General features: G+C 41.4%; 11 protein-coding genes. 5 read left to right on the forward strand and 6 right to left on the reverse strand.

What is annotated here, in order from left to right; translation table 11 throughout:
- The 4 genes from ppk1 to purM all read right to left on the reverse strand — a co-directional run bounded on the left by ppk1 (position 1) and on the right by purM (position 4575).
- Positions 1-2070 carry a polyphosphate kinase 1 gene (ppk1, locus tag AACX68_RS10820; protein WP_228859145.1) on the reverse strand — a complete coding sequence of 690 codons (2070 nt, stop codon included), beginning with the start codon at positions 2068-2070 and terminating at the stop codon, positions 1-3.
- 23 nt (positions 2071-2093) lie between these two features.
- Complete coding sequence (gene speG, locus AACX68_RS10825) at positions 2094-2657, reverse strand: spermidine N1-acetyltransferase (protein WP_228859146.1); 564 nt, start codon at positions 2655-2657, stop codon at positions 2094-2096.
- A gap of 200 nt (positions 2658-2857) precedes the next feature.
- Positions 2858-3496: a phosphoribosylglycinamide formyltransferase gene (purN, locus tag AACX68_RS10830; RefSeq protein ID WP_228859157.1), complete on the reverse strand. Its 639-nt coding sequence runs from the start codon at positions 3494-3496 to the stop codon at positions 2858-2860.
- 35 nt (positions 3497-3531) lie between these two features.
- On the reverse strand, positions 3532-4575 hold the full coding sequence (gene purM / locus AACX68_RS10835; protein WP_228859147.1) for a phosphoribosylformylglycinamidine cyclo-ligase: 1044 nt from the start codon (positions 4573-4575) through the stop codon (positions 3532-3534).
- A gap of 229 nt (positions 4576-4804) precedes the next feature.
- On the opposite strand from purM, the gene upp reads away from it, so the two are divergent.
- The 4 genes from upp (at position 4805) to hda (ending at position 8485) form a co-directional block, all read left to right on the forward strand.
- On the forward strand, positions 4805-5431 hold the full coding sequence (gene upp / locus AACX68_RS10840; protein ID WP_228859148.1) for a uracil phosphoribosyltransferase: 627 nt from the start codon (positions 4805-4807) through the stop codon (positions 5429-5431).
- Positions 5432-5497: 66 nt separating this feature from the next.
- Positions 5498-6811, forward strand: coding sequence for a uracil permease (gene uraA / locus AACX68_RS10845; RefSeq protein ID WP_228859149.1), 1314 nt, complete (start codon positions 5498-5500; stop codon positions 6809-6811).
- 211 nt (positions 6812-7022) lie between these two features.
- On the forward strand, positions 7023-7373 hold the full coding sequence (locus tag AACX68_RS10850; protein WP_228859150.1) for a hypothetical protein: 351 nt from the start codon (positions 7023-7025) through the stop codon (positions 7371-7373).
- A 404-nt stretch (positions 7374-7777) separates the two neighbouring features.
- A complete protein-coding gene (gene hda, locus AACX68_RS10855) occupies positions 7778-8485 on the forward strand; it encodes a DnaA inactivator Hda (protein WP_193757262.1) in 708 nt (235 codons plus the stop codon).
- A gap of 63 nt (positions 8486-8548) precedes the next feature.
- On the opposite strand, the gene arsC is transcribed toward hda, so the two are convergent.
- Together arsC and AACX68_RS10865 are read right to left on the reverse strand one after the other, a co-directional pair.
- Positions 8549-8908 (reverse strand): arsenate reductase (glutaredoxin), encoded by a 360-nt coding sequence (gene arsC / locus AACX68_RS10860; protein WP_228859151.1) that lies wholly within the window; start codon positions 8906-8908, stop codon positions 8549-8551.
- 11 nt (positions 8909-8919) lie between these two features.
- The gene (locus tag AACX68_RS10865) at positions 8920-10383 is read right to left on the reverse strand and encodes a beta-barrel assembly-enhancing protease (protein ID WP_228859152.1); all 1464 of its coding nucleotides are present in this window, start codon (positions 10381-10383) and stop codon (positions 8920-8922) included.
- Positions 10384-10541: 158 nt separating this feature from the next.
- On the opposite strand from AACX68_RS10865, the gene AACX68_RS10870 reads away from it, so the two are divergent.
- On the forward strand, positions 10542-11609 hold the full coding sequence (locus AACX68_RS10870; RefSeq protein WP_228859153.1) for an AI-2E family transporter: 1068 nt from the start codon (positions 10542-10544) through the stop codon (positions 11607-11609).
- Positions 11610-11795: the final 186 nt, after the last annotated feature.

An 11795-nucleotide genomic window follows, 5' to 3' on the forward strand; every position in this document is an offset into this window, starting at 1 on the left:
TTAAACTCTTGATTCAGGCTGTTCCAGATTTTTCAGATAATCGTAAATGGCAGTTTGTGCGCGAATTTTACGTTTATTTCCTCGTGGGACATACCTATTGCTCAATTCTTTATCAATATAACGAGCCTTGACCGTATCACTAAACTGTAATTCCAGAATATCGAGAACACGCTGTTTTAACAGTGGGTCAAGCAGACAAACGGCAACTTCAATACGATAATCAATGTTCCGTGTCATCCAGTCTGCGGAAGAAAGGAAGATTTTCTCATCCCCTTTATTAGTGAAAACATAAACCCGATCATGTTCAAGGAAACGATCGACAATACTGGTAACCTGAATATTTTCACTAAAACCGGGCTGGCCGGGAACCAGAGAACACATTCCCCGGATAAGAAGGCGTATTTTGACACCCGCTTCAGAGGCATCGTATAGGCGATCTACTAATTCTCTGTCTACCAGATTATTTATTTTCAGAGTGATACCTGCAATTTCTCCTGCTCTGGCATTTTCAATTTCCTGATCAATTAGTTTATTGAGCATAGCCCGTGAGTTTTGGGGAGAAACCATCAAATTCTCAAACGTCACCGGGCGATAAGGGTTTTCAATAAAGTTAAATACCCGGCGTACTTCGTTGGTGACTTCGGGTTTGGCTGTCAGTAGGGAGTAGTCGGTATATAAGCGGGCTGTTTTTTCATTGAAATTCCCTGTGCCGATATGGGCATAACGGATAATTTCATTCCCTTCAAGGCGTGAAATGATAAACAGTTTGGCGTGAATTTTCAGGCCGGGAGCCGAGAAAATGACATGCACACCCGCTTCAGTCAGGCGTTTTGCCCAGTGAATGTTAGCTTCTTCATCAAAGCGTGCCTGTAATTCCACGACCACTGTTACTTTTTTGCCATTGTGGGCTGCATGGATCATGGATTCAACTATGCGTGAGTCTTTCGCTACCCGATAGATGTTAATTTTTATTGATAATACGCTTGGATCGAATGATGCCTGCCGCAGCAATTCCAGTACATGCTCGAAAGTGTGGTAAGGATAATAAAGCAATACATCCTGTTCACGGATAGCATCAAAACCATTGCGGAAATGATCAAACCAGGTATGACGCAGCCGGGGCATGGGTTTATTCAGCAGAGTCCGGTTTCCTTCATTGGGGAATTTAATGAAATCTCTGAAATTGTGATAACGGCTGCCGGCAATGACTGAGTCATCATTGGAAAGCCCCAGTTTGCTACGCAATAATTCGACCATTTCATCAGGCATATCGCGCTGATAAACAAAACGGACAGGTTCGGCTGTCAGTCTTTGCTTTAGTGTTGAAGACATTAACTCCAGCAAGCTGGATTCCATTTCCGTCGCTAAATCGTATTCAGCATCACGGGTCATTTTCATGGAGTAAACACTTAGAGTGTCGTAATCAAAAAATCCCTTAAAAATTTCATCCAGTGTGTAGCGCAGAATGTTATCAATCAGGATCATCGATTTGCGTCTTTTGGGCATTTCCGGCGGCAAATTAACGAAACGGGGAACTTTATCGGAAGGGATTTCCAGCAAAGCGTATTTGGTTTCCTGCCCGCGGATAATTTCCACCGCTAAATAGGTGTAATCATCTTTTAAAAATTCAACCAGATTCGTTTCTGGATTGATAACGATAGGCGTAATGTGTGGACGCAAATGCTGGCGGAAATATTGCCGTAGCCAGATTTGCTGATTCGGGGATATCTGCCGTTCATTGATTAGGAAAATCTGATTACGCGCCATCTCCAATAATAAATCGTTATAGAGTTCATCAAATTCCTGATCGATTTTGGCAACTTTTGACTGAATTTTTTTTAATAATTGCCGGGAACCCGTTGCAGAGCCGCGCGCTTCGCTAATCAGAATGCGACGTTTTACATCGGCGAAACGGACTTTATAAAACTCATCCAGATTATTGGAGTAGATCCCTAAAAACCTCATCCTTTCAATAAGTGGATTACTTTTGTCAGCCGCTTCCTGAAGCACACGTTCATTGAAAGAGAGCCAGCTGAGTTCTTTTTCTGTATAGAGGCGGTCTTGGGACATTACTACTCCATTTGGTCCATTGGTTAACAGTGCTGCTTTTTACTCTGGGAATGCCGAATTTTGTTAGCAAAATAGTGATGCTGGAAAGTACACATGCGGATAGCAGTATGATAAGAGCCGTTTACAAAGAACTCATCAATGAGCTCTCCTTCTGTATAAAATCCCAGTTTGTTGTATATATGAATTGCTTTTTCGTTTTCTTTATCAACAATTAAATAGAGTTTATAAAGATTTAGTACTGAAAATGCGTACTCCATCGCAAGTTTAACTGCTTCTGTTGCATAGCCCTGCCCCTGATAAGCTGGCGCAATAATGAGCTGAAACTCAGCCCGACGGTGGACATAATCAATTTCCACCAGTTCCACCAGACCAACTTTGGAATTCATACTCTCAATAATAAAACGGCGTTCACTTTGATCATGGATATGTTTGTCATAGAGATCGCATAATTCAACGAAAGCCTCATAAGGCTCTTCAAACCAGTAGCGCATGACACTGGCATTATTATCAAGCTGGTGGACGAAAGGGAGATCTTCCCGCTCAAGTGGACGTAGATTTACGGGTAGATTTTCGGAACCACTGGACATTAGATACCTCAGTGTTTTTAACGTAAGGACGACTTAGTTTTGATTTTTATAAAAGAGAATATTATGAAGTAATAAAGTACAGCAAGGTGCCTGGCTAATTATTTTTACCTTAGTATGATTAAGTTTAGCTTAATTAACTAACCTTAACACAATGCTGTAGTTTTGAAACTAATAATAAATTTGGGAATTAATTATATCGGTTAGTCTGAAGCATATCCTTGTTGAGAAAGCACTTTCCCATCCAAAATAGCGGTATTATTGCCCATGCTCAAACGGCCTTCCAAAAACCAGCCAATGACCAGCGGGTAAATATTATGCTCCTGAGTTTGCACGCGTCGAATCACTTCCTCTTCTTGATCTTCTGCAAAAATGGGCACTTTGGCCTGTAAGATAACAGGACCACCATCAAGTTCTTCGGTGACAAAGTGGACAGAAGTGCCATGTTCCTGATCGCCGTTTTCTATCGCCTTACGGTGAGTATGTAAGCCGGGATATTTTGGTAGCAGGGAAGGATGAATATTGAGTAGTCGTCCACGGTAATGCTGCACAAAGCCAGATGACAGGATCCTCATATAACCCGCTAAAACGACTAAATCGGGCTGATATTGATCAATGGCTGTAAGCAGGGCAGAGTCATAATCTGTACGATCAGAATATTCCTTCGGATTGAGGAAATGAGTTGGAATAGCTGATTCTTCAGCGCGTTGCAGACCATAAGCGTCAGCATTATTGCTGAACACAGCACAGATCTGACCATTAATCCGGTTTTGCTGGCAGGCATCAATGATAGATTGCAGATTACTGCCATTACCAGAAATTAAGACCGCAATTTTTTTCATAGTCTTCATTGAATCACTTTCTATTAACTGGCTTTTTATTCACTGATCGTAACTTGTTGCCCGCTATGATCAGATTCAGCGATGCTGCCGATTTGCCATGCGTTTTCACCCGCTTTATTCAGCCATTCAATTGCCTGTGTTGCCTGAGACTGAGGCAGCGCAATTATCATGCCGACGCCGCAGTTAAACGTACGGTACATTTCATGGTCGCTGACATTGCCAGCCTGTTGCAGCCATTTAAAAATGGCAGGCCATTGCCAACTGGTGCCATCGATTTTTGCCTGCATATTTTCAGGCAGAACGCGGGGAATATTTTCCCAGAAACCGCCGCCTGTCAGATGGCAAATCGCATGGATTTCAACTTGTTCAATCAGTTCAAGCAGTGATTTAACGTAAATACGGGTTGGAGCGAGGAGATGATCAGCCAGTGTTTTACCATCCAGCTCAGTTGTCTCGGGATTGGTCTGACTGACTTCAAGGATTTTACGGATCAGTGAATAACCATTGGAGTGTGGCCCGCTGGATGAAAGTGCTATGAGTGCATCTCCAGCCTGAACTTTACTGCCGTCAATGATTTCTGATTTTTCAACCACACCGACACAGAAGCCTGCAACATCGTAATCTTCACCGTGGTACATGCCCGGCATTTCAGCTGTTTCTCCGCCGACCAGAGCACAGCCAGCCTGTTTACAGCCTTCCGCGATGCCGGTTATAACGCTTGATGCGGTATCAACATCTAATTTCCCTGTTGCATAGTAATCAAGGAAGAACAGAGGCTCAGCTCCCTGAACCACCAGATCGTTGACGCACATGGCAACCAAATCAATGCCGATTGTATCGTGGCGTTTCAGATCCATGGCCAGACGCAATTTAGTCCCCACACCATCTGTGCCAGAAACTAAAACAGGTTCACGATATTTTTGTGGCAGAGAACATAATGCACCAAAGCCACCCAATCCCCCCATCACTTCCGGGCGTCGGGTCTGTTTCACTACACTTTTGATACGATTGACTAAGGCATTACCAGCATCAATATCGACACCAGCATCTTTATAGCTAAGAGAGGTTTTGTTGGTCACTGCGTAGCTCCCAGGCGGTTGCATTTGAATGAATAAAACAGAACGGAATAATTCTAACAGCCAAGGCAAACGTTTGCGATAGCTTTATGCAGGTTTATTGCGGATAAAAAATAGGAAAAAATGACTTGTAGTTGCTAAAAATCAATATATTGATGGTTGCCTGATCCCAAAAAGGAGGTATAATCCCGCGATTTTTTTATCTGCCGGCTATATACAGTAGGAGAAACCCATGAAGATCGTTGAGGTTAAACACCCACTCGTTAAACATAAACTGGGCCTGATGCGTGATCATGATATAAGCACTAAGCGCTTTCGTGAACTGGCTTCAGAGGTGGGAAGTCTTCTGACATATGAAGCAACTGCTGATTTAGAAACTGAGAAAGTGACCATCGAGGGATGGTGTGGTCCGGTAGAAATAGACCAGATTAAAGGGAAGAAAATTACTGTCGTGCCTATCCTGCGTGCAGGTCTGGGAATGATGGATGGTGTTCTGGAAAATATTCCGAGTGCCCGCATCAGTGTTGTTGGTGTGTATCGTGATGAAAAAACCTTTGAACCTGTACCTTATTTTCAGAAACTGGTTTCTGATATCAATGAGCGTATGGCGTTGGTTGTAGATCCGATGCTGGCAACAGGTGGCTCTATGATTGCCACCATTGACTTGCTGAAAAAAGCAGGATGCCCTGTTATTAAGGTTTTGGTTCTGGTTGCTGCTCCGGAAGGGGTTGCCGCTTTGGAAAAAGCACATCCTGATGTTGAATTATATACTGCATCAATTGATGAGTGCCTTAATGAGCACGGATATATTGTTCCTGGCCTGGGGGATGCAGGCGATAAGATATTTGGTACAAAATAATATTTTTAGCCGGCTGAAAAGTCGGCTTTTTTTTGGTTCCTAGTAAAACATAAGAGGACATAAATAGTGACCCGTCGGACTATTGGGGTAGATGAAAGGCCACCTTTAAGACAGACCATTCCGTTAAGTTTGCAACATTTATTTGCGATGTTTGGGGCGACAGTTCTGGTTCCCATTCTGTTTAAAATTAATCCCGCCACAATTTTATTGTTTAATGGTATTGGAACACTGTTTTATCTGTTTATTTGTAAAGGAAAGATCCCGGCTTATTTAGGTTCCAGTTTTGCCTTTATATCTCCTGTATTATTGTTATTGCCTTTAGGGTATGAACTGGCATTGGGCGGATTTATTGTCTGTGGATTGCTGTTCTGTCTGGTTTCCCTGATTGTTAAAATCGCGGGAAGAGGCTGGCTTAATGTGATGTTTCCTCCGGCTGCGATGGGAGCTATTGTTGCAGTGATTGGTCTGGAGCTGGCAGGGGTCGCCGCTGATATGGCCGGGTTACGTCCTGCTGCGGGAACGGATGTTAATACGACGAACCTGATCATCTCAATGGTGACACTGGCTGTGACAATATTGGGTTCAGTCATGTTCCGCGGTTTTATGGCGATCATTCCAATCCTGATTGGGGTGCTGGTGGGTTATGCGCTATCCTTTTTTATGGGAGTCGTGGATTTTACACCAGTGCGTGAAGCGCCGTGGTTTGCATTACCGACTTTTTATACTCCGCGTTTTGAGTGGTTTGCTATTATGACGATTTTGCCCGCGGCACTGGTTGTCATTGCGGAGCATGTTGGTCATTTGGTCGTAACAGCCAATATAGTGCAAAAAGATTTGCTGAAAAATCCGGGATTGCACCGTTCGATGTTTGCCAACGGTTTTTCAACGATTATCTCAGGGTTTTTTGGCTCAACACCAAATACCACTTATGGAGAAAACATTGGTGTAATGGCTCTGACTCGCGTGTACAGCACATGGGTCATTGGCGGAGCAGCGATTCTGGCGATTTTACTTTCTTGTGTCGGTAAACTGGCGGCTGCGATCCAGATAATTCCGGTTCCGGTAATGGGAGGCGTATCTTTATTACTGTATGGTGTGATCGGTGCATCTGGTATACGGGTACTGATTGATTCCAAAGTAGATTACAGCAAAGCTCAGAATCTGATCCTGACTTCTGTCATTCTGATTATCGGCGTGAGTGGTGCGAAAATCCAAATCGGTGCAGCAGAGCTGAAAGGTATGGCACTGGCAACGGTAGTGGGTATTGGTATGAGCCTGATTTTCAAGTTGATTAGTATCATTCGTCCGGATGAACCGTATATTAGTTCTTCTGTGGAATCATTCAGTGATGATAAAAAAGCGAGTGAAATCATAAAATAATTTGTATGGGTTTTCCTTTAAGAGAAAGGGTTTTCAACGAACTCTTTCTCTTATTTTTTTATTAGAAAAATATTGGCTAATTTCTCTTTATATCCCTATAGTTGCCTAATTCCACTTCATTCCTATTTATCGATTTGCTGTCTTTTTGTCATAATCTTTTACTATACTTGTAAGTGCAAACACTCAAAGATGAAAAATATTGAGGGATAAAATGGAAAGTATAAATAATATTACTCTATATATAGATAAATCATTGGAAAAAGAATTTTATTCCGAGCTTAAAAAATTTAATATAGAAGTTAATTCAATAAGCTCGGATTTGAAAACGCTTAGTATAGCTAAACGAACGCTTACTTTTATTAAAGATAATTTAATATATCTTGATGGCTTAAGAAAATCATTAATTGCTCTTTTAGGTGGTGAGCATAATCTAAAAATATCTATCACTAAAAATGATGGTAGCTCCCTATCTATTGAAGGTGATTTAGATAAAGGTGAAATTATTGAGGTCCTGAAAGAAGCGAGTGCTCTGATTATTTCTCAGTCTGATAAAGAAAGATAATTCCCAGTTTGTCATCTGATATTTTAAGTTTTGCTATATTCTGCATTGATTGTTATTTTTAATGTTCATGGAGTTCAGTATAGGTCATATTATTCATTTCGGATATGTCATAATCAATGGTGATTTTAAACACAAATTTGACAGAGAGTATTTTGAGATGTTCAGTATAAATAATGTTCTGAAATGGGAGAAAGGAATAATATTGAATATATGTCAATGATAATTTTTATTAAAAATAAATTTTTACTACTTCTTTGCGATATTTTTCTTTTTTTCATAAAAAAGTGAGTGCCAACGACAGCGACCATCTTAAACTAAGTATTCATTTCATTTGTTATCGTTTTTTGTGGTAAACTTGGTTTCTATGGTAAACTTAATGCTGTTCGTTATCCATTCTGTTTGAGGTGCTTCTGAATACACCGGCGCAGCTTTCATTGCCCTTATATTTGCCAGATGATGAAACATTCGCCAGTTTTTTTGCAGGCGAGAATTCTTCTTTATTAGCCGCAATAAAATTGGCTATTAGTCAGTCACATGGCAGTTATATCTATTTTTGGTCCCGCGATGGCGGGGGCAAGAGTCATTTGCTTCATGCAGCCTGTGCCGAACTATCCCAGCAAGGAGAGGCTGTCGGATACGTGCCACTCGATAAACGTGCATATTTTGTTCCGGAAGTTCTTGATGGTATGGAACATTTATCATTGGTATGTATTGATAATGTTGAATGTATCGCAGGTGATCCGGTATGGGAAATGGCTATTTTTAATCTTTATAACCGAATTGTAGAGATTGGCAAAACCTGTCTGTTGATCACAGGAGATCGTCCACCTCGGCAAATTAATTTAACATTGCCAGATTTGGCATCCCGGCTTGATTGGGGTCAGATCTATAAATTGCAGCCTTTGTCTGATGATGAAAAAATTCAGGCACTGCAATTGAGAGCTAAGTTACGGGGATTTGAATTACCTGAAGATGTGGGGCGTTTTGTGTTAAAGCGGCTTGACAGAGAAATGCAGACGCTGTTCAGAACGTTGGATGAGCTTGACCGCGCTTCTATTGTGGCGCAACGTAAACTGACGATCCCATTTGTAAAAGATATTCTTGATCTTTAATACGCCAGATCAGAAAAAAGTGATAGAGGTACAAAGTCGACTTCCCTATCACTTTTTTAATGCTTAATTTTCCAAAATCTCTTTGACCTGCTCTGGTGGCCGCCCTAAACGAGCTTTATCTCCTGCAACAACAATCGGGCGCTCTATGAGTTTAGGGTTATCAGCCATTGCCTGAAGTAAGGCTTTTTGTGTAAGTTCACTATTATCAAGCCCTAGTTCTTTATACCGTTCTTCTTTTGTTCGCATTAATTGGCGGGCATCATCGAACCCCAATTTCTTTAGTAAAACGGCCAGTTGTTCTGCCGTTGGGGGGGTATCGAGATAATGAATAACTTCTGGTGTAATGCCGAGTTCCTGTACTAATTTCAGTGTTTCCCGGCTTTTTGAACAGCGGGGGTTATGATAAAAAATAACATGTTGCATATAAAAGAACCTCATTTTTTATATTGGCTATAGCGCTGTTGCAGCTTGCGTAACTGGTCGATACGGGCATCGTAACGGGCCTGATCATAGCTGTTCAGTTTTGCTAATGCACTGGCCTGACTGAGATAATTGATTGCCATATCAAATTTACCCTGTAATGCCATTGTTTCGGCGTAAGCTGACAGTTCTTCACTGCGTTTCCCCTGTTTGCTTGCTGCTTCGGCCATTAATGACCAACCCGTTAAACTATCCGGATGGCTGAAGGTGTATTGGAATAGCAGCTGTGATGCTTTCGGATACTGTTTGGCTTCGATATACACGTTAGCAAGATTGATTTGCAGCACAGGGTTATTTTTGTGTTTCTGTAAGGCTTGCTGTAAGCGGGTAATCGCCTGCTCATATTGTGTTTGTTCAATATCGATATCCGTCATCGCATCAATAAACCAGATATTATCTGGCTGGCTATTCAATAACGGGGTGAGCACTTTTCTGGCTTCGGCATATTTTTTCTGTTTAGTCAGTAGCAGAGCCCGCCCATAAGAGGCCGAAATTTGTTCTTTTGGCGTTCCACGACTGTATTTATTGAGCAGCTCTTCAATATAGGCTGAGCTTAGTGTGGATTCTAGTGTCAGAATTCGCACCCGGGCCAGTAGATATTCCTGTGATTCCGGAATAGATTTTTTCGGGTATTGATTGGCTCTGTTACGGGCATCAGCTAATCGGCTATCAGGCAGTGGATGGGTATATAAAATTTCTGGAATTTCTGAGTTGTGTAAAGTGCGCTCACTCAAAGTTTGCATAAAATTAGGCATTCCATAAGGATCAAACCCAGCCCGGCTTAATATCCGCATACCGATACGGTCTGCCTCTTGTTCATTTTCACGAGTAAAGCTGATCATACCTTGTGAAAAACCAGCCAGCGTACCACTTAGAGCTGCCATTCCTGCTTGTGGGTTAGCCATTAGCAGTAAGATCGATCCAAGTGCGCCGGCCCATGCCAGTGGCGCTTTTCGCTGTGTATCTTCCATCATACGAGCCAAATGGCGCTGTGTTACATGAGATATTTCATGGGCCATAACTGAAGCCAGTTCGCTTTCATTTCGGCTGTAACGGAACAGAGCAGAGTGGAGTACAACGTTGCCACCGAAAAAGGCATACGCATTAATGTTAGGATTATTGACGATATAAAAATGAAAAGGTGTTTTCACTGCATCAGCATGGTTGACGAGCCTCTGGCCTAATTTATTGATGTATTGTGTTAATAGAGGATCATAAATCAAGGGGGTTCCAGCACGTATTTCACGGATATAGAAATCACCCATCTCTATCTCCTGATTGGTACTGAGTGTGGATGCAGCGGTTGTACCAATATCGGGTAATGTCTCGTCAGTAGGTACAGAGTATGCAGGGCTATTGCCAAATAGTGTCAGACTGATCAGTATCGCTATCAGGGATTTAGTAGATGTTTTTTTCATAGAGCGATTCTCATAAAACGATTTTTATAAAATGCTGTGCCCAGTTAGCTATCAATTTCAGGATACGTGTATGATAGCTAAGGTTAACTTAAAATCGATCAGCCGTAAGCACTTTTAGTAAAATAGTCATTAAGTATTGTTATTAAGGAGTTTGGTTTATGTTGGATATGATCATGCAATGGTATCGCCGCCGTTTTGCTGATCCGCAAGTTGCTGCTCTATCATTCATTTTGCTGGCTGGCTTTGGCATAATTTATTTTTTCAATGGTATTTTAGCTCCTGTTCTTGCTGCGATTGTGTTGGCTTATTTATTGGAATGGCCGACGGTAAAATTAGAAAAGCTGGGTTGTAGTCGTACTCTTTCAGTGACAATCGTATTAGCCATTTTTATGGGGATCAGTGCATTGATTATCCTGATTGTTGCCCCAACAGTCTGGCAACAGGGGCTCAATCTATTTTCTGATTTGCCGAATATGCTTAATCGCTTTAAGGAATACGCCCGGACTTTTCCCTCTCGTTACCCTATTTTAGTTGATGTCGGTATCATTGATATGTTTGCCGAAAATCTGCGCAATAAATTTTCTTTAGCGGGAGAATCTGTATTTAAATTTTCTGTAGCGTCTTTGATTGGGCTGATGACGTTCTCTATTTATCTGATTATTGTTCCTTTAATGGTATTTTTCCTGTTGAAGGATAAAAATAAAATGGTAGCGGCATTCCAGCGTATATTACCGCGTAATCACGGTTTAGCCGGGCAATTATGGCATGAGATGAATCAGCAGATTACGAATTATATTCGGGGAAAAGTTGTGGAGATGGTTATTTTAACCATTTGTACTTATGCTGTATTTGCTTTCTTTGAGTTGCATTATTCCATGTTACTTGCTGTTCTGGTTGGTTTATCGGTTTTGATTCCCTATGTAGGCACGGTAATAGTGACTATTCCTGTCATTGTGGTAGCTCTATTTCAGTGGGGATTAGGCGCAGATTTTTGGACACTATTTATTGCTTATTTGGTTGTTCAGGGATTAGACGGTAATCTGCTTGTTCCTATTTTATTTTCAGAGGCAGTTAATCTTCATCCGCTTATTATCATTATTTCCGTCATTATTTTTGGCGGATTGTGGGGATTTTGGGGCGTTTTCTTCGCGATTCCATTGGCGACGCTGATTAAAGCTGTTATTAATGTCTGGCCGGAAGATAAATCAGAAGAGTTATCGTCGTAATTTGAAATTGTTGCAGTAATTTCGATAAAAATTCAAATAAACAGACTGAACTAAGGAGTGGCGGTGAAATCACTGTTAAATAGTTTGTCATAATGATGAGACTCTTATTTTTCTCATTTCTTTCCAATTCGTTAACGAGGCCCTTTTCAAAAAAATTTTCACATTACGAATAAGCTGCCACATAAA

Origin of the sequence: Xenorhabdus sp. PB61.4 (assembly GCF_963894935.1) — a bacterium.
Classification (GTDB): domain Bacteria; phylum Pseudomonadota; class Gammaproteobacteria; order Enterobacterales; family Enterobacteriaceae; genus Xenorhabdus; species Xenorhabdus stockiae.

What these genes read in the sequence shown, in the direction of transcription:
- AACX68_RS10870 (WP_228859153.1), top strand. Translation starts at nt 10,542, where the DNA reads ATGTTGGATATGATCATGCAATGGTATCGCCGCCGTTTTGCTGATCCG.
- purN (WP_228859157.1), bottom strand. Translation starts at nt 3,496, where the DNA reads ATGAAAAAAATTGCGGTCTTAATTTCTGGTAATGGCAGTAATCTGCAA.
- AACX68_RS10865 (WP_228859152.1), bottom strand. Translation starts at nt 10,383, where the DNA reads ATGAAAAAAACATCTACTAAATCCCTGATAGCGATACTGATCAGTCTG.
- speG (WP_228859146.1), bottom strand. Translation starts at nt 2,657, where the DNA reads ATGTCCAGTGGTTCCGAAAATCTACCCGTAAATCTACGTCCACTTGAG.
- AACX68_RS10850 (WP_228859150.1), top strand. Translation starts at nt 7,023, where the DNA reads ATGGAAAGTATAAATAATATTACTCTATATATAGATAAATCATTGGAA.
- arsC (WP_228859151.1), bottom strand. Translation starts at nt 8,908, where the DNA reads ATGCAACATGTTATTTTTTATCATAACCCCCGCTGTTCAAAAAGCCGG.
- ppk1 (WP_228859145.1), bottom strand. Translation starts at nt 2,070, where the DNA reads ATGTCCCAAGACCGCCTCTATACAGAAAAAGAACTCAGCTGGCTCTCT.
- upp (WP_228859148.1), top strand. Translation starts at nt 4,805, where the DNA reads ATGAAGATCGTTGAGGTTAAACACCCACTCGTTAAACATAAACTGGGC.